Consider the following 17337-nt stretch of genomic DNA (forward strand, 5'->3'; position numbering starts at 1 on the left):
ACAACAAATCACGGGCTGCGTTCGAAAAGTTGGGTACCCGGCACTCGTGCGAGCCATTTCGCCGCGCGGTCAGTGTAGATCTCCATCTGAGGTCGCAGGCCCTCCCTATACTCGATATCGAGCGTGCCCGCCTTCACGAGAACCATGCCGGGCAAGCCGGGATCCTTCGTCAGGATCGGTGAGCCGCAGTTCCCGCAGAAGTGGCGATACGACTGCTTTCCGCTGTCGCCGGTATCCACATAGAACTTCGTGTCGCCCTGTTGCACGTAGTCTGCTTCGCTGACAAACAGGTTGAACGAAAACGCGCTTCCGCTTTGCTTCTGACAATGCGTGCAATGGCACAGCGCCGCGCCTTGCAGTTCGCCCTTCAACTCGTATCGGACTGCCCCGCACAGGCAACCGCCTTCGCGATGTTGCATCATTTGTTCCCCAGTTGATGAGTAGACGTAGCGCGCGCGCCACGCGGGTATCGTATTCGACGACAAAGAACTGCAGCGCAGCACTGCGTCGAAAACGTTTTCGATCAAAGATACTAGCGCTACATCCAAAATTCAAGTGCGCCGAATGGAAATAGGCGAAATCGTTCGTCTGACTATGGCCCCGCCCGTCTACTGTGGAAATCGTGCATCGCGCTTCAGCCGCGCTCATCCCACTGTTCTCCTGTTTCCTGCTTTAATTCCGCCTTCCCGTCCACCATCACGAACGGCTCAAGGCCGCGTGCGCAGGTTCATCATGAGCGATTCCCTACAGGCTTTATCCTGGGACGATCTACGCATCGTCAAGGCAGTTGGCGAAAGTGGCAGTCTCGTCGCGGCAGCGGCTGCACTCGGCTTGAACCATTCGACCGTTTCACGGCGGCTCGCCGTCGTCGAGCAGACGTTGGGAGCGGTGCTGTTCGACCGGCGCCGCAGCGGCTATATGACCACGGATGCGGGCGCCGACGTGATCGACCTTGCCACTCGTGTCGAGAAAGAGATTCTCAGCGTCGTCCGTCGCGTATCGCGTCATGCACAAAGCCATACAGGCGACTTGCGCATTACGACTAGCGACGCGCTTCTGCTGGACTTCCTCACACCGGTCATTGCGGACTTCCAGTCGCGCAACCCGGGCGTGCGGATTGAGATGATCGTCGGCAACAAGCCGCTCAATCTTGCGCGCGGCGAATCGGATATCGCTTTTCGCGCGACCCTGTCCGCGCCGGAAAACCTGTTCGGACGGAAACTCGCGACCATCGCGTGGGCAATCTATGGACGCAGGATCGACTACATCGGCGCAGCGCCGACCACCGACGAACTCTATCAACGCGCCTGGGTGTCGTACGGCAAGGGTCTGTCCGGCCTTAAAGCATTCTCGTTCGTCAACGACCGTGTTCATCGGGACAACATCGTCTACCGCAGCGATTCCGTGGCCGGCGTCGCATCGGCTATCTCGGCGGGCATAGGCATCGGATTTCTGCCCTGCATGCATGGCGATCTGGTCGGCAGCCTGATCCGTATCAGCGCTGTCGAGCCAGAGGTCTACGACGAACTGTGGGTTTTGACACATCCCGACATCCGCAAATCCGGACGGGTCTATGCGTTCCTGACGCATTGCGCGCAAGCGCTCGTGCCGCATCGCGATTTTCTGGAAGGCAGGGAATTGCGCTTCGGGCATCCCATGGGAACCGATCGATAGCCGAGCGATTCCGCAATTTTGCGGACTTCGTTCCGCAGAATTGCGCTCTTTTCTTACAGGGTCGCTCACTTAGAATCGACCGCATGCCGATGACATAACGCCTCCCCCCGGTAGCGATGTCAGCGGCGATCCGGGCCATTGGCCGCATTCACGCAGTCGGATTCAACCCTACGAGGACCGCGTTATGAGCATCAAAGCGATCGCTAAACCCGCCAGCTCCCTGCTTAGCCCGAACGATCACGCACTGATCCTGGTCGACCATCAGGCACAGATGGCGTTCAACACGAAGTCGATCGACATCATGAACCTTCGTGCGAATGCCGGCATCCTTGCGCATGCCGCGAAGGGCTTCAAGGTACCGACGATCATTTCGACAATTTCGAAAGATACGTTCGCCGGCCCGCTCTTCGACGAAATCACGGAAGCATTTCCGAACGCCGAAGTGACTGACCGCACGACGTCCAACGCATGGGAAGACGAGAATTTCATCGCTCGTGTGAACGCGACCGGCAAGAACCGGCTCGTAATGGCGGGCCTATGGACTTCGGTTTGCTGTAATGGTCCGGTGCTGTCGGCGCTCGAGCAAGGCTTTGAAGTCTATGTAGTCACGGACGCGTGCGGCGACTGCTCGCTCGAAGCGCATGAACGCGCGGTCGAGCGGATGATCCAGGCGGGCGCGCGCCCGATCACATCATTGACGTACCTGCTCGAACTACAGCGCGACTGGGCTCGCGCGGACACGTACGACGTGACCACCGGCGTCGCGATGCGGCTGGGCGGCACGTTTGGTATCGGCATCAACTACGTGAAGACCATGTTCGGCGCGCACGGCGCTCGCTAGCGCCTGACTGATGCTCTCGCGATGGATGGAGGACAGTCCATCGCGTCACCGCGTCCGGATGAATGCAACGTGGTCGGCTATCCGGCGCACAGGCGCTGCCGAAATCGCATCGCGAGCCAAGCGGCCCGCTTTCCGGCAGCGCCGCTCTGTTAGCGAAACATCGCGCGAAACCCAGCATGAAACTTTATCTTCTGTCACTTGGCGCCGGTCTGCTGGTGGGCCTTATCTATTCGCTGTTGCACATCCGATCGCCGGCGCCGCCCGCAATCGCACTGGTCGGGCTGCTCGGCATCCTGATCGGCGAACAGGCGCTGCCGTGCGCGAAGCGCCTGTTGCATGCGAGTGCGGTTCATGCCCACAGTGAGCAGGATACGGTGCGAGCGCCCGCGGCCGGTAATGCTGATCGCCCAGTCAATGCACGCGACGACCGAAGCGCGAACCGCTGAGCGACTACTACCGGCGAACCACTGAACGATGCCGCCGATGCTCGATCTGAAAAATGTGCATTTTTTCGTGCAGATCGTGGACCGGGGCGGGTTCACGTCGGCAGCCGAATTGCTCGGGCAGCAGAAGTCCACGTTGAGCCACCGCATCAAAGCGCTTGAGGCGTCGCTTGGTGTCCGTTTGATCAACCGGACGTCCCGTCAGTTTGCGGTGACCGAAGTGGGTGCGCAATTCTATCGGCACGCAATCGAATTACTGCATAACGCCGAGACCGCGGAACACGCGGTGCGCCAGCGGATCGCCGAACCCAGCGGGGTAATCCGCATGACGGCGCCGATCGAGGTCACGCAATATCTGCTGCGCGAAGTCCTGCCTGGCTTCCTCGAGCGGCACCCAAAAGTCGCGATTCACGAACACGCGACGGAGCGATTCGTCGACATTGTCGGCGAAGGCTTCGATCTTGCGATCAGAGGTCATATATCGACGCTGCGCGATTGCGATCTTGTGCAACGGACGATCGCCTATGTGCCATGGTGCCTGTTCGCCGGACCGTCCTATCTCGAACAGCGCGCGCCGGTCAGCCATCCGCGTGAACTCGCAAGCCATGCGTTCGTCGCCATGACCCGCCGGGGGCCAACCCGATGGCAACTGCGCGGTCCGGGCGGTGAATTCGTCAATGTGCCAATCGAGCCGCGCTTCCAGAGCAATAATCTGCTTTCGTTAAAGGAAGCCGCTTGCGCGAATCTAGGCATAGCCGCGTTGCCAGGGTTTATGTGCCGCGACGAATTGCAGGCCGGCAAGCTGCGCCGCTTGCTGCCGGACTGGATTGCTTCCGAAGCACGTCTATCCGCGCTGATGCCGAATCGCACGGGGCTTCTTCCCGCTGTGCGGTTGCTTGTCGACTTTCTGGCGACCGAGTTGCCGAAGGTGACGTCATTCGACTAGCCGCCGCGCACGATGATTGCGCCTAGAACGCGTGCCTGATGCCCAGCATCGTGCCGATCTGATTGCCGCCCGGGGCCGGTGCTGCGCCTGCCGCCGCACTATCCACCGACAATGCAAGCGCTCCGCCGTTGCTGATATAGCCGGCCGTCGCATAGGCCGTTGTGCGTTTGGACAGCGCGTAACTTGTGCGCACCGCGCCAAGCAGCGCGCTATCGCTACTGTGCCGATAGTCGAGATAGAACAGTTCGCCCGCCAGATTCAATTGCGACGTGATGTCGTAGGCCAGGCCACCGTAATACAGGTTGCTGCGCGCAGCCGGCGAGCCTTCATTGCGGCGTCCAACCCAGCCAACGCCGGCCTTGACCGAGCGCAGCACAAAGTATGCGTTGATCGCAACGCGATCATCCTTCAGTGAGCTCGATGTCAACCCGCCGAATGCGCCCGGACCACCGCGCTGCGAATCGTATGCGGCAGATACGGTCCACCCGCTAGCCGCATACTGCACCATTGCCGACCATTCGCTGCACTCGCGGCTATCCGCGGGATTTTCTCCGGCGCAGTTCGTGCCCGACGGACTCGGTCCCGCATTCGCGCTATCACGCCCAAAGCTATAAGTCGCACCGATCGTCAACCCGCCGAACTTGCCGAGGTAGGCGATCGCGTTATCTGCGCGCGCATTGGGGAAATAGCTGTCGACGGAACTCGATCCATACGCATTGGGCCCGAGAATATCGGATGCAAGCGTTGCCCAATAGAACATCGTGTATTGGCGGCCAACGCTGAGCTGCCCCCACGAATTGCTCAAACCTACCCACGCCTGGCGACCAGATAGCCGACCACCTTGATTCAACACACCGGAATCCGGCGCGAAACCCGATTCAAGCGTGAAGTTCAGTCTGGCGCCGCCATCCAGGTCTTCTGTGCCGCGCAGACCCCAACGCGACGGCACAGACCCGCTGAAATTCGGCATTTTGAAGACGGTATCGCCAGACGTACCGACGTGGTTCAGATATTCGACACCGGTGTCGAATATTCCATATGCGCTGATCGATTGCGCGGATGACGATGCGGCAAACGCGCACGCACACGCTACTGCGAGCAACAGCTTGCACGGGGATTTCATTTCTGGTGTTGGGTTGCGGCTAGTGCGATGGCGCCGCGAGATGACGATGGTTCCGGCGAAAGTCGCGGGTTACGAAAACGCTGCGATATGCGGACGCGCCCACGCGTCGATGCACAGCGCTAAACGACTCAAAGGTCTATGCGGAATCGATTATGACGAGCGGTTGGCTGATTGCCGATACCGCGGAAGGGAACGAAGCGTCCAGTTTTCCTGAACGCTGCTCGTGCGTGAGAACGGGCGGCATGGCGCCGCCGATCATGGAGGGGTCGACTCACCGCGAGCGCTCGTCGCGGTACGACCGATTAACCTTGCCATCCGAGCCCAAGGCTCTTTTGCAGCGCTACGAAGTCTTTCAGCAATTCGGCCCGCCCTGCGACTACATTCTGCTGCGCGGAAAACTCGACGCGTTGCGTGTCGAGCAGGTCGATCAGCGTCGCAACGCCCGCCGTATAGCGCTGCCGCATCAGCGTCGCCGAGTGGGTGGCGGATGCCTCGACCTTTTGCAGCGTGACGATATGTTCGCGCTGATGTCCATAGCGTGACAGCGAGGAATTCGCATCCTGTAACGCTTCGAGCACGGCCTTGGTGTAGCGGGCCTCCGCTTCGTCGCGCGACGCCTGGGCCGCATGCACGCTGCCCAGCGTGCGGCCGAAATCAAAGGCGTTCCATTGCAGATACGGCACACCGACCCAGCTGAAATTGCTCTTGCGTATCAGGTGACCTGGATCGGTTGCGCTAAAGCCGATGTCGCCGAACAACGATACCTTGGGGAAGAAATCGGCAATGTGCTGGCCAATCTGCGCATTGCTCGACGCGAGCCGACGCTCGGCCGCGCGGATGTCCGGACGCTGCTGCAACATCCGCGACGGGTCGCTGATTGCAACGGTCTCAGGCAACGCGGGCAGCGGCTCGGGGCCGGCGAGCTGTTCGTCCAGTGCGCCGGGTGCGCGCCCGGTCAGCACCGCAAGGCGATCGAGCGAGTCGGTCACCTGCGCATCCAGAGGACTCAGTGTCGCGCGCGTGTTCTCGACCTGCGTCGTCAGCCGTTCGACATCGATGTCCGCAGCCGTGCCCCGTTGCCGTCGCTGCTGCGTGAGCGTCAAGATCTGCTGCTCGATTTGCGCCTGACGCCGCGCGAGTTCAAGACGCGTCTGTTCGTCGCGCAGTTCGATATACGTGCGCGCGACTTCGGCCGCGAGTGACACCTGGGTATCGGCGAGATCCGCATCGACGGCTTGCGCATTCGCCGATGCCGCTTCGATCGCGCGCCGGGTGCCGCCGAACAGGTCGATTTCCCACGACGCATCGAACCCGACCGTATAAAGCGTCAACGGGCCGCGTCCGGATGACGGTGCATTACCGCCGCTTGAGCCGTTGCCAAGCGCGCTCAGATCAGGCTCGCGCGCGCGGATCGCCGCCGCGTTGCCCGACACCTTCGGCAATGCGTCCGCGCTTTGCTGGTCCAGTTGCGCCCGCGACTCACGCAGTCGCGCCTGCGCGATGCGGACGTCGGGACTGCTCGCTAACGCGGCAGCGATCAGGTCGTTGAGCTGCGCGTCGTTCAATGCGAGCCACCACTGATTCGGTGCGGCCGTCACCGTCGTCACGGACCCTTGCGTGCGCACGAACGTTGCGCTGTCAACGGCCTCTCGAGCGACGACCGGCGCGCCGTGATAGTCCGGGCCGACCGTGCAGCCCGACAGCATGGACAGAAACGCGGCAGCGGCCAGCGCGAAACATGTCGGACGGTTGAACGTCATGGAGAATCCGGAAAGAGACATTAGTGACCAGCGGATGCGGGCGGAGGTGCATTTCTGCGCGGTGTTTTCAGCAGCAGCGCGAGCGGAATGCACGCAAGCAACGCGATACCGAGCAGATAAAAGGTTTCTGAATAGGTCATCACAACCGCTTGCACATCGATCTGCGCGCCCAGTTGTGCGAGTGCGCGCATCTGCGAATAGGCGAGATCGCCGGTGTGCGCTAGCCAGTTTGCGGCGTTGGCCGCGAGCGTCTCCTGGCCGATCGGCGAATTGGCGGTAACCGATTCGCGAATCGTCGCGGTATGAAACGTCGTGCGCCGATCGATCACCGTGCCGATGATCGCGAGTCCAATCGACCCGCCCAGATTGCGCGCCATGTTGTACAGACCGGCCGCATCGCCCGAATCTTCGCGCGCGACGGCGGCCATCGACGCCTGATTCAGCGGCATCATCGCCAGCATCTGTGCGGTTCCGCGTATCAGTTGCGACCAGACGAAATCGTGCCCGACGCTTTGCGCGGTCAGGTGAATGTCGAGCATGCAACTGATCGCGTATAGCAGCAGCCCGGTAATGACCAGCACGCGGAAATCGAACTTCGTCAGCAGCCGCGGCAGAAACGGCATGATCAGGAACGCCGGCAGCCCGGACAGCAGCATGATCGCCCCCGCCTGTTCCGCGTTGTAGCCGGCCACCACGCCGAGAAACTGCGGCAGCAGATACGACACGCCATAAATCGCCGCGCCGACTGCCGACACGATAACGATCACGCTCGCATAGTTCGGGTTGCGCATCAGGCTCAAGCGGAGGATCGGCTTCTTCGCGCTCAGCTGCGAAACGGCGATCAGAACCATCCCGCACACCGATACGCACGCGAGCGCGACGATCATCGACGATTCGAACCAGCGTTCGCGCTGCCCTTCTTCAAGCACCACGGTCAGCGAACTAAGGCCGATTGCGAGGCCGACAATGCCCAGCCAGTCTGCTTTGAAAAAAGCGTCCCAGTGCGGCCGGTCCGATGGCAAGCCGACGACGAGCAACGTCATCAACGCGATGCAGATCGGCAGATTCATAAAGAAGCACCAGCTCCAGCTGACGTTTTCCGCGAGCCAGCCGCCCACCACCGGGCCTAGCAGCGGACCGAGCAACACGATCAGCCCGAACATCGTCATGCCGACCGGCAACTGCGAGAGCGGCAGACGCGTGCGGATGATGGTCTGCGCGGTGGGGATCAGCGCGCCGCCGGTAAAGCCCTGCCCGATACGGCCCGCGATCATCATCGGCAGCGTGTGCGACCAGCCGCATACCATCGAGAACGCGATAAACAGCGCGGAATTCGTGAGCAGGAAATTGCGCAGACCGAACACACGCGTTAGCCATGCGGCGAGCGGAATCATCACGATTTCCGACATCAGGTAGCCGGTCGAGATCCACGTGCCTTCGGTGCCGGTCGCGCCGATTTCGCCCTGAATCTGCGGCAGTGCGGAGTTCGTAATCGAGATATCGAGCGTGGCCATCAACGCGCCGAGCGCGCCGGCGGCAACCGCGATCCAGTCGCTCGCGCTGGCCCGCTTTTCAGCGTGCGGCGCGGCCAGCGCCGCCACGGTCGAATCAGCCACGATGGTTCTCGGCGTCGATACGCGCATCGCGGTCGCGAGCCGAACGCGTGTCGACATCGACGTCCACCGACAGACCCGGCATCAGCACGCTACGCGTTTCCGGACCGACGTCGACGCGAATCCGCACCGGCACCCGCTGCACGATCTTCGTGAAGTTGCCGGTCGCGTTTTCAGGCGGCAGCAACGCGAACTGCGAACCGGTGCCGGGCGAAAAACTATCGACCACGCCATGTAACGTGTGGCCGGGCAATGCATCGACACGCATTTCCACCGGTTGACCGATACGCATGCGGCCGACCTGGGTTTCCTTGAAATTCGCGACCAGGTAGGTGCTTTGCACCGGCACGACCGTCAGCATGCGCGTACCCGGTTGCACATACTGACCGACGCGCACGGTGCGATCGCCGACCTTGCCCCCCAGCGCGCTGCGCACCACCGTATGGTCGAGATCGAGTTGCGATTGCTGCGCGCTCGCTTGCGCGGCTTCGAGTTGCGCGCGTGCCTGGGCAAGCTGCGCGACGGCTGACGCGATCTGCGAGCGTGCTGCTTCGACGGCCGCGCCGTTCGCGGCGAGCGTCGCATTCGCCTGATCGCGACTGCTCGTCAGTTCCGCCAGACGTTCGCTGGTTTCCGCGCCGGACGCGACCAGCGGCGCATAACGCCGCACTTCGTCGCTTGCATGCTGCGCGCTGACACGCGACACACGCTGCTGCGCCTGAGCTTGCGCAATATTGGACTGCTGCTGCTTGATCTCGGCTTGCGCGCGTTCGATATCGGCCTTGCGCGCATCGACGGTGGCACGCGCCTGGTCGAGCGCGACCTGGTACTGGCGCGCGTCGAGCTGCACAAGCGGATCGCCGGGTTTAACCTCCTGGTTATCCGTAACGTAAACGCTCGTCACGTAGCCGGCGATTTTCGGCGCGACGGTCACACTGTCGGCCTGCAGATACGCATCGTCCGTGCTTTCGATAAAGCGGCCCACGGTCCACCAGCGCGCGAGCCAGAGCGCCGCCGCTATCAGCGCGACGGCGCCGAGCACGGTCAGCACGGTTCGCCGGCTGGGACGCCGCGCGCCCGATACGGGCGCGTCTTCGGCCGGTCGCGACGCGGAAGGCGGGCGGGATGGAGAGCCAGCGGTGGTTGACATTGTTTAAGGTCCAATTATTTCCAACTGGTATAATTATTCCATCCGGTAAAATTGTGTCAAGTGTTATATTTCTCACGTGTAACGGAGAGAAATGCATGAACCCCGCAAAGAAGCTGCGCCGTTCGCCGGAAGGCGGCTATGCGCGCGGCGACGAGACGCGCCACCGGATCATCGAGGCCGCGATCGAGCTATTCGGCGAGCACGGTTTCGAGGGCGCGTCGACCCGCGACATCGCGGCCCGCGCCGGTGTCAACGCCCCGGCGCTGCAGTACTACTTCGAGAACAAGGAAGGCGTGTATCGCGCGTGCGTCGAAGCGCTGGTCGACGAGGCATCTGAAACATTCGGGCCGGCCATCGAACACGCGCAGCAGGTGCTGAGCGAGAACGCGGACACCGACACGCTAATCGATGCGGTCATCCGCATTCAGGAAGCGATCGCCGACAGCGCGTTCGCCAAAACCTGCAAGCCCGGCCGCCGGCTTTTCTTTGCACGCGAGCAGGCGGGACACGAACCCGAAAGTGCGACGCAAACGCTGTCAGCCCGCATTCGCGAGCCGCTCAATCAAGCCAGTGCGTCGCTCGTCGCGCGCATTTCAGGGCGCGCCGCCGACGACCAGCAGACGTTGATCCGTACCTTCAGCCTGCATGGACAACTGGTGATCTTCCACGTTGCGCACCGCTCCACCCTGTCGATGCTCGGCTGGAAAAGCATTGACGCGGAGAAAGCTGAACTGTTGAAGGCGACGATACGCGAACAGACCCGCACGCTGCTTGAGCACTGGAGCCGGGAGCGCGACGACGCACAACAGGCCGCGACGCAAAACGCAAGCAAACGGAAACCGCGCAAGCAGACTTGACGTCGCAGCCTTCAACGTCAACGACACGCGCGACCAACGGCGCGCCCATTGCAGCACGCTGTGTGCGCTTGCGCACGATCGCCTGGTGACGCCGCCTGCGGCCCGCGAAACTTATCCTAAGATGGTTCTCGATATGCCGTCGTGAAAATTCTCGCGGCAACCGATCACGACAAAATAAAGCGCGCTGCAAGCACCTTTATCCGCGTCCGCACAACGTTCATTATCTGATGCGCTTTGCTATCCGAATCATCGTGATTCGGCAGATAACCGGTTGATTAACCGAAGCGGCGCCGGCATGAGCCGGATCATTCAGCCTATCGGTCTTTTCAGGCTGCTTTTCAAGGCAAAACCTCCGATCGGGGTTCAGCATGAGCGCGGACGACGCAACGGCATCGGGTCCACCGAAACAGCCGATATCGACGAAGCATTTCACCGCGGTTCGACGGGCTGCGCTGTTGATCATGTATCTATGCGCAATCAACTTAGCCGGTGGCGTTTTTATCTGGAAAGTCGTGGGCTGCTCCGCTGCGCAACGCGACTACGCGATCATTCTGGGCGCCTTTGTCACCGTGTTGATCGGGGCTCCGTTAATCGCATTTCTGTGCCTCGGCTGGTATACGCGATACCGCGAATTCGAAAACAGTCTGAAGGGCTCGGCACTGTCCGCCTATCTGCAACGGTACTGGTCCAAACGCCTGATCGATGCACTGATCTACGCAGGCGTGCTCAACACACCGGCCGACAACGATAGCTGGCGTGATCTCGCGGACCGGTCGCCCAAACTTTGCGACCGCGTGTTCGCAAGCATCTACCACGAGCAGTACGGATTGACTCCGTTCGTGCCGCCCTTTCTGATTCTTCTCTGCATCGCGTATGCGGGCGCGAGTCTGATCGCGTGCAACTACACGCCTGGTGCGTGTGATGCCGCTACTGCATCGACCTGCGTGTACGGGATAAGCCAGGAGGTCTTGCTCGCATCGTTTGGCGGCGCGCTTATGTTCGTCGTCAGCGATTCCGTGCTGAGTATCCGGCGCAAAGCGCTGAATGTCTCCGACGTCTACTGGTACGCGCTGCGCATCATGCTGGCGGTGCCGCTCGCGCTGGTCGTCGGTGGCGCCGATGGCGCTCACACAGCGGTCGCGTTCGCGCTTGGCACGTTTCCCGTCGATGCGCTGATGAAGATCATTCGCCGCTTCGGCTTTCCGCAACTGACGCAACTCGAAAAAGAAGAAAACAGCCCCGACAAGCTGCTTTCGCTCAACGGCGTCACCCTGCCGATCGTTTCGGTGTTCGAAGCGGAAGGCGTCAATTCCGTCGAACAGATTGCGGCAGCGGACCCCGTGCTGTTATCGATCCGCACAGGCTTTCCGTTCCGCTATACGTTACGGCTGTGCTCACAGGCTATCGTGCGACGCCATTTCGGCGAAGACGCTGCAAAGCTGATCCCGATCGGACTCGCCGACGTCGTGCCGGTTTATCTGCTGGTCAAGGCAATGGATGGGTCCACGTCGCCGAGTCTGCCGGCCGTGGAAGACAAGGACAACGTAATCAAGGACGCGGCGATCAGGCTGTTTCCGAACGACGACAACGATCAGCGAATCTCCGTCACGAGAATGAAATTCCGGCAGATCGCGGCGGAGGAATTCACCGTGATGCTTGCACGGATCACGCCGCTCGATCCCGCGCTGTAGCGACACACGATTGTGGCGACAACCATGGCATCCGGCACCCACTTGCCGTGCTGCAACCCGGTTAGCTCAATCGCGATCGTGGCGACCTGTTGAATCGTTCGACATGGACATAGTGCGGCGACGGAGTTCTGATCGCTAACTTGCACTTGCACCGACAGTGCGCGAGCCTGGCATCTGGTTCGCATCTGCGCGCCCCTCTTCGTGTGCGTGCTGGCACACTCTGCTTTTGCCTGTCGACTTCGTTCGAAGGACAGGCCCTCATAGCGGGTCAACGGTGACCCAAATGTAAGAGTTGGGAATCTGTGTACAAGGATTTGCTGAACCATCGGCGCCGGAATTTTCTCGCGCGCGTTGCGCGTATGGGCAATGCGGCCTTGCTTCCGGGCGCCTTGCGATCAGCCGCGGAAGTGATCGCGGGAACCGCCATCTGGAATACGTCCGTTCGGGCGCAAGCAGCGTTCGGCGATGCGCTATCCGATCCGCCGCAAATACGCAGCAGGAACGGCACGCTTGAAACCACGCTTACGGCAGCTACAGGCACCGTGCAACTCGGTTCGTTCTCGTTTCCGGGGCGGCTGTACAACGGCGAATACATTGCGCCCGTCCTTCGCGCCAGGTTGGGCGACACGTTGAAAATCCGCTTCGACAATCGCCTCCCGGATCAGCCCAGCAACCTTCATTTTCACGGAATGAGCGTTTCGCCGCGCGGACATAGCGATAACGTGTTCGTTCACGTGCCGCCGGGCGGCAACTTCGACTACCTCGTCAATATTCCCGCGCGCGACCGGCAAGGCCCCGGTATGTTCTGGTACCACCCGCATGCACACGGTGTGGTGGCACCGCAGATACTCGGCGGCATGTCGGGCGGACTGATCGTGGACGGCATGGACGAGCGCTTGCCGATTCTGCATGACATGCCCGAGCGGCTGCTGCTGATCAAGCACATCAAGCACGCGGGACGCGAGGTCGTATCAATCAATGGCCAGATTAACCCGGTCATCTCGATCAGGCCCGGCGAGCTTCAGTACTGGCGCGTCGCGCACATCGGCGCAACGTTGTTCGTCAAGTTCGCTGCCGACGATCTGCCCTTTTATGTCGTGGCCACCGACGGTCACGTTCTGTCGGCGCCGCGCCGAACCACCGGCTTCTTCATGGGGCCGGGCCAGCGATATGACCTTATCTTCGTTGGCCCAGAGGCCGGCGAATACGCGATGCGCACGATCCCCTTTCAGAATGAAGCATGGCTTCCGCCAGAACCCGCTCAGCAAATCGCGACGATCCTGTCTTCAGGTCCGGCGGCGCACAGTGCACCGATCGAAAACCGCGTGCTGAGTCAGCGGGTTCACGGGCCAAGATGGATTGACGATGTTCGCCGCGCGCCGATCGCGCGGCGTCGAACGCTGGACTATTCACGGACAGCGGACCGGAAAATGTTCATGATCGATGGTCGCACGATGGACGAGAATCGCGTCGATCAGACCGTTCGGCTCGGCGACACGGAAGAGTGGACCATCGTCAATACGGACCAGCAATATCACAGCTTTCATATTCACCAGACCGCCTTTCTGGTGACAGAGGTCAACGGCGTTGCACAAAGCAGGGACAGTTTGCACGACACATATTCGATCCCGCCGGCGACCGATCTGGGACCCGGTTCATTGAAAGTGGTGATCCCGTTCACCGATCCGGTGATCGTCGGGCGCTTCGTGTATCACTGTCATTCGGTCAATCACGAAGACAAGGGGATGATGGGAATTGTCGAGGTGGTGGCTTGACGTAGTGCGTTCAGTTTTCAGTTACACGGACCGATATGCGCGATACGTGATCGCGGGCGACCACGTATCGCTCGCGGCAATGTGTGTTCGCCACCGAACAGAGCCATCGACAAGACAGGCGAATAGTCGCAGAGGTACGAGGCCAGCCGGGGACCCTGATGCGTGCCTACCTGTCTCTCCCGCTATGCGTATTGCCATTTCTGATGGTCGGCTGCAACACGCCGCCGATCCCACCGGGTAAGCCCGTCGATATCCCCACCGCCCTCGAGCAGATTCTGGACGGCCTGTGCGACGCCCAGAAGAATCTGGCTGGACGGCAGAAGGACCTGGGTGTCGCGGTCGACACGATTTCGGTGGAACTCGACCTGACGGTGGATGGAACGAAGAATCCGCCGATCGCCGTTGCGCCGGACATTCAATTTATTCCGACCGTCAGTTACGGGCAGATCATCACGGCGACCAAAGGAAGCCGGCTCACGTTGTCATTCAGGAATACGGGCAATAACGCCGGGATTGGGTGCCATGGATCGAAGCCAGCCAATTGAAAAGCGAAATGGGCCGCGCTATTTCTTCGCATACCTGACGTCGAATGGGTGAAAACCCTGCCGTTTCAAGCGTGGAACCACAGCAACACAAGGGAAATCTCGGACTGTTTGTGCGGTGAACGTGCCTTATGATGACGCTGCTTATTTTATGGGCACCGAGAGTTTTGAATGGCGATTTGACGGTCGCCAGTGGGGCGTTTTCATGAAATACCGTAGTCCAGGATATTGGATCGCTGGTGTGATTTTTTGGGGTCTCACCAGCGTCGCACTCGCCGAGGGCGCTGGAACAACAGCGGCTAAGGAGCCGGTCGTGCGGTCTGGCGCTTCCGCCCACCACGACGTCCACCACGCGGCTGCCCGGCCGCCGCAGCATTCACCCCGCGCACCAACGAAACACGTCGCATCGGCAAAGGCGTCGAGCACGCCGCCCGCACAGAACGACAACGCGACAGCGGGCCAGTACCAATTCAGCTCCACTATTTCCAGCGGCCCACCCTCGGTACGACCGGACGTTGGCTTCCCGCGTTACTCCGGCAGCGCCACGGGCAGCAGCGTACTGACGCAAAATTCGACCCGCAATGCGTCGCCGCCGACGACGGCTTCACAAAGCAGTGCGACTGCACCGGACGATAACTGGACCTTCAAGGCAAGTCCGATCCTCAATGCCACGCATTCGCACGAAATAGGGGCGTCTGTTTCTTTCCGGCACGATTTCTGACGCCGTTAATGCGTGCAGTGAAAGCGCGCATTTAAAGCGACTTAGTGCGGGATTCAACGACCCGCCGCGTTCATCGCCAGCACAACGCCCAGCGCGCCCGTCACCATCTCGCGGACAACCGGCTCCACGTGTTGCGCGCGTTCCGGCAAGTAGTTAAACGGCGCGTCTTCGCTCATATAAGTGGATTGGCACATCTCCAGTTGCACCGCATGCACGCCGGTTTGCGGTGCGCCGAAGTGGCGCGTGATAAAGCCGCCTTTAAACCGTCCGTTCGCCACCCACGTGAACGGACTTGCGCCCGCCGCATGCTTCACCGCGTCCAGCACTGGCGCCGCCGCGGTGCGGCCATCCTGCGTGCCAATGTTCAGATCGGGCAGCTTGCCGTCGAACAGGCGCGGCAGCACGCTCGCAATCGAATGCGCTTCCCACAGCAGCACGTTCGCGTGTTCCGCGCGCAAGCGCTGCAATTCCGTGCGCAAAGCATCGTGATACGGCTGCCAATACGTGGCAACCCGTCTGTCACGCTCGGTGGTATCCGGCGTGCGTCCTTCGCGATAGAGCGGTTCACCACGAAACGTTTCCGTCGGACACAACGACGTTGTAGTCTGTCCCGGGTAAAGGCTTTCATCGTTCGAAGGCCGGTTCAGATCGATCACGTAGCGCGACATACGCGCGCCCAGCATCGTCGCGCCGAGCGCTTTTCCAAATGCGTAGAGCCGGTCGAGATGCCAGTCGGTATCCGCGACAGTCAGTGCGATATCCGTGTATTGGTCGCGCATCGCATCGGGGATTTGCGTGCCGAGATGCGGGATCGAAATAAGCAACGGCGCTGTGCCGCGCTCGAGGGAAAACAGATCGGTCATGGAAATCGACTCCGGATAGGTGCGCGCATACACGTCCGAACACCAACGTGCCTTCGTTGCGATGACCGCGGTGGTGGACCACTTGCGCTGCCGACATACTACAACCGTATCGTTTCTCCCCGGACCTAGCCAGCCTTGCCATCAATACGTGAACGGGTCAGATAAGGCGCATATTTGGTCAGGTACAGAACGAACGCAACGCACCAGCTCGCGCCGGCCAGGTCGATCCAGAAGACGGCGGCGCCGGGCACGGCCCACGGCCCGAAAACGCGCACCAGCGCGGCGACGATCATCAACACGTAGGCCGCAATTTCCGCGCGGCCGGCGACTAGCGCACGCCCCGTGTGTCCGAGTGCGGTACGCGTAATCATTGCGATGATCGCGCATCCGATCGCTCCGACCGTCAATGCGTGAATCGCGAGCGAATGCCGCACGACGCCGATCGATGCGAGCGCAAGCATCGCGAAACCGACTGGAATCCACGCATACGCGACATGCAGGATCCAGAGAATGGGTCGTGAACCGGTCCGCCATGAGCGCCATCCGACGACCCTGGTCCCGTGGACCAGCGCTGCAGCGCCCGCGCACGCAGCCATAACTGAAGGCGGCGCGTTAGCCAGATCCGCAACGAACGTGACGAGGACAACCGGCACGGCAAGTGTCTCGATCATCTTCCAGCGTTTCAGCGAAAAGCCAGGGATCGCGTTGGTCGTGAACATCGGCACCACGCGGCCCGCGATCACGGTGACGAATAGAATGACGAGCCCCGTTGCCGCATAAGCGATGCGCAGGGAAAGATCGACGCGACCGTGCCATGCCCACCAATGGCACAGCGCATTTAACACGCCGAACAATGCCAATGCGACGGGTAGAAAGATATTGTGCCGATTGCGCGCCGCGATCAGCACACGCAACAGCACAACGGCGGCAACCGGCAGGAAAGCGGAATCGACTATTGCCGCGACCGGTTCCGGGCCGGTCCAGGTGAGCACGCGACCAGCCGCCCACAGCAACCAAAGCGCGGCAAGCGCCGCGCCACGCGGGGTTTCCAGTGACGTCCACGCGCGCACAGCAGTGAGCAAAAAACCGACGACGATGGCGGCGGCGAAGCCAAATACCATTTCGTGCGCATGCCAGAGCATGCCGCTCAGCGCCGGCGAACGACCGGCGATAGGATGGCCGTGCAGCGCGATCAACCAGAGCAGCATTGCGATAAGCCCGAAGCACGCGCCGCCCAGGTAGAACGGCCGGAAGCCAAGGCGCAGGACCGGCAAGCCGGCGGCTGTGCTGGGCATTCCATTTAACGCCGGATCGTCGATCTTCATTCCGCCTCCTTGC

Annotated in this window: 16 protein-coding genes; 9 read left to right on the forward strand and 7 right to left on the reverse strand. The window is 61.2% G+C overall.

Translation table 11 applies throughout. From position 1 onward, the window contains the following. Window positions 1-8: 8 nt before the first annotated feature. On the reverse strand, window positions 9-422 hold the full coding sequence (locus tag BX592_RS22140; RefSeq protein ID WP_243849668.1) for a GFA family protein: 414 nt from the start codon (window positions 420-422) through the stop codon (window positions 9-11). Between the two features lie 142 nt (window positions 423-564). On the opposite strand from BX592_RS22140, the gene BX592_RS22145 reads away from it, so the two are divergent. The 4 genes from BX592_RS22145 to BX592_RS22160 all read left to right on the forward strand — a co-directional run bounded on the left by BX592_RS22145 (window position 565) and on the right by BX592_RS22160 (window position 3904). Further along, complete coding sequence (locus tag BX592_RS22145) at window positions 565-1674, forward strand: LysR family transcriptional regulator (RefSeq protein ID WP_243849678.1); 1110 nt, start codon at window positions 565-567, stop codon at window positions 1672-1674. Between the two features lie 184 nt (window positions 1675-1858). Continuing rightward, a complete protein-coding gene (locus BX592_RS22150) occupies window positions 1859-2515 on the forward strand; it encodes a hydrolase (RefSeq protein WP_134194528.1) in 657 nt (218 codons plus the stop codon). 176 nt (window positions 2516-2691) lie between these two features. Further along, a complete protein-coding gene (locus BX592_RS22155) occupies window positions 2692-2961 on the forward strand; it encodes a DUF1427 family protein (RefSeq protein ID WP_134194530.1) in 270 nt (89 codons plus the stop codon). 37 nt (window positions 2962-2998) lie between these two features. Continuing rightward, window positions 2999-3904: a LysR substrate-binding domain-containing protein gene (locus BX592_RS22160; RefSeq protein ID WP_134194532.1), complete on the forward strand. Its 906-nt coding sequence runs from the start codon at window positions 2999-3001 to the stop codon at window positions 3902-3904. A gap of 22 nt (window positions 3905-3926) precedes the next feature. Here the strand turns inward: BX592_RS22160 and BX592_RS22165 are convergent, their stop codons facing one another. The 4 genes from BX592_RS22165 to BX592_RS22180 form a co-directional block, all read right to left on the reverse strand. Then, a complete protein-coding gene (locus BX592_RS22165) occupies window positions 3927-5027 on the reverse strand; it encodes a porin (protein WP_134194534.1) in 1101 nt (366 codons plus the stop codon). Between the two features lie 302 nt (window positions 5028-5329). Further along, complete coding sequence (locus BX592_RS22170) at window positions 5330-6787, reverse strand: efflux transporter outer membrane subunit (protein WP_134194536.1); 1458 nt, start codon at window positions 6785-6787, stop codon at window positions 5330-5332. 20 nt (window positions 6788-6807) lie between these two features. Continuing rightward, window positions 6808-8430, reverse strand: a complete 1623-nt coding sequence (locus tag BX592_RS22175; RefSeq protein ID WP_134194753.1) for an MDR family MFS transporter — start codon at window positions 8428-8430, stop codon at window positions 6808-6810. Beyond that, window positions 8396-9550, reverse strand: coding sequence for an HlyD family secretion protein (locus tag BX592_RS22180; RefSeq protein ID WP_134194538.1), 1155 nt, complete (start codon window positions 9548-9550; stop codon window positions 8396-8398). Before BX592_RS22180 ends, BX592_RS22175 begins: the two co-directional genes overlap by 35 nt. 95 nt (window positions 9551-9645) lie before the next feature. Here BX592_RS22180 and BX592_RS22185 point away from each other — a divergent pair, with 95 nt between their 5' ends. The 5 genes from BX592_RS22185 to BX592_RS22205 all read left to right on the forward strand — a co-directional run bounded on the left by BX592_RS22185 (window position 9646) and on the right by BX592_RS22205 (window position 15136). Continuing rightward, on the forward strand, window positions 9646-10407 hold the full coding sequence (locus BX592_RS22185) for a CerR family C-terminal domain-containing protein (protein ID WP_134194540.1): 762 nt from the start codon (window positions 9646-9648) through the stop codon (window positions 10405-10407). Window positions 10408-10919: 512 nt separating this feature from the next. Continuing rightward, a complete protein-coding gene (locus BX592_RS22190) occupies window positions 10920-12098 on the forward strand; it encodes a hypothetical protein (protein WP_243849669.1) in 1179 nt (392 codons plus the stop codon). A 359-nt stretch (window positions 12099-12457) separates the two neighbouring features. Then, window positions 12458-13873 (forward strand): multicopper oxidase family protein, encoded by a 1416-nt coding sequence (locus tag BX592_RS34885; protein ID WP_134194755.1) that lies wholly within the window; start codon window positions 12458-12460, stop codon window positions 13871-13873. 158 nt (window positions 13874-14031) lie between these two features. Then, window positions 14032-14418, forward strand: a complete 387-nt coding sequence (locus BX592_RS22200; RefSeq protein ID WP_134194544.1) for a hypothetical protein — start codon at window positions 14032-14034, stop codon at window positions 14416-14418. Window positions 14419-14533: 115 nt separating this feature from the next. Beyond that, window positions 14534-15136, forward strand: a complete 603-nt coding sequence (locus BX592_RS22205) for a hypothetical protein (protein WP_134194546.1) — start codon at window positions 14534-14536, stop codon at window positions 15134-15136. Between the two features lie 53 nt (window positions 15137-15189). On the opposite strand, the gene hutG is transcribed toward BX592_RS22205, so the two are convergent. Both hutG and BX592_RS22215 read right to left on the reverse strand, forming a co-directional pair. Beyond that, a complete protein-coding gene (hutG, locus tag BX592_RS22210; RefSeq protein ID WP_134194548.1) occupies window positions 15190-15999 on the reverse strand; it encodes an N-formylglutamate deformylase in 810 nt (269 codons plus the stop codon). 125 nt (window positions 16000-16124) lie between these two features. Beyond that, on the reverse strand, window positions 16125-17324 hold the full coding sequence (locus BX592_RS22215) for an NnrS family protein (RefSeq protein ID WP_134194550.1): 1200 nt from the start codon (window positions 17322-17324) through the stop codon (window positions 16125-16127). Between the last annotated feature and the right edge of the window lie 13 nt (window positions 17325-17337).

This window comes from Paraburkholderia rhizosphaerae (assembly GCF_004366595.1).
Lineage (GTDB): Bacteria > Pseudomonadota > Gammaproteobacteria > Burkholderiales > Burkholderiaceae > Paraburkholderia > Paraburkholderia rhizosphaerae.

Coding starts and splice junctions, on each gene's coding strand:
- BX592_RS22140 (WP_243849668.1), bottom strand. CDS start 422: ATGATGCAACATCGCGAAGGCGGTTGCCTGTGCGGGGCAGTCCGATAC.
- BX592_RS22145 (WP_243849678.1), top strand. CDS start 565: ATGGAAATAGGCGAAATCGTTCGTCTGACTATGGCCCCGCCCGTCTAC.
- BX592_RS22150 (WP_134194528.1), top strand. CDS start 1,859: ATGAGCATCAAAGCGATCGCTAAACCCGCCAGCTCCCTGCTTAGCCCG.
- BX592_RS22155 (WP_134194530.1), top strand. CDS start 2,692: ATGAAACTTTATCTTCTGTCACTTGGCGCCGGTCTGCTGGTGGGCCTT.
- BX592_RS22160 (WP_134194532.1), top strand. CDS start 2,999: ATGCTCGATCTGAAAAATGTGCATTTTTTCGTGCAGATCGTGGACCGG.
- BX592_RS22165 (WP_134194534.1), bottom strand. CDS start 5,027: ATGAAATCCCCGTGCAAGCTGTTGCTCGCAGTAGCGTGTGCGTGCGCG.
- BX592_RS22170 (WP_134194536.1), bottom strand. CDS start 6,787: ATGACGTTCAACCGTCCGACATGTTTCGCGCTGGCCGCTGCCGCGTTT.
- BX592_RS22175 (WP_134194753.1), bottom strand. CDS start 8,430: ATGCGCGTATCGACGCCGAGAACCATCGTGGCTGATTCGACCGTGGCG.
- BX592_RS22180 (WP_134194538.1), bottom strand. CDS start 9,550: ATGTCAACCACCGCTGGCTCTCCATCCCGCCCGCCTTCCGCGTCGCGA.
- BX592_RS22185 (WP_134194540.1), top strand. CDS start 9,646: ATGAACCCCGCAAAGAAGCTGCGCCGTTCGCCGGAAGGCGGCTATGCG.
- BX592_RS34885 (WP_134194755.1), top strand. CDS start 12,458: ATGGGCAATGCGGCCTTGCTTCCGGGCGCCTTGCGATCAGCCGCGGAA.
- BX592_RS22200 (WP_134194544.1), top strand. CDS start 14,032: ATGCGTGCCTACCTGTCTCTCCCGCTATGCGTATTGCCATTTCTGATG.
- hutG (WP_134194548.1), bottom strand. CDS start 15,999: ATGACCGATCTGTTTTCCCTCGAGCGCGGCACAGCGCCGTTGCTTATT.
- BX592_RS22215 (WP_134194550.1), bottom strand. CDS start 17,324: ATGAAGATCGACGATCCGGCGTTAAATGGAATGCCCAGCACAGCCGCC.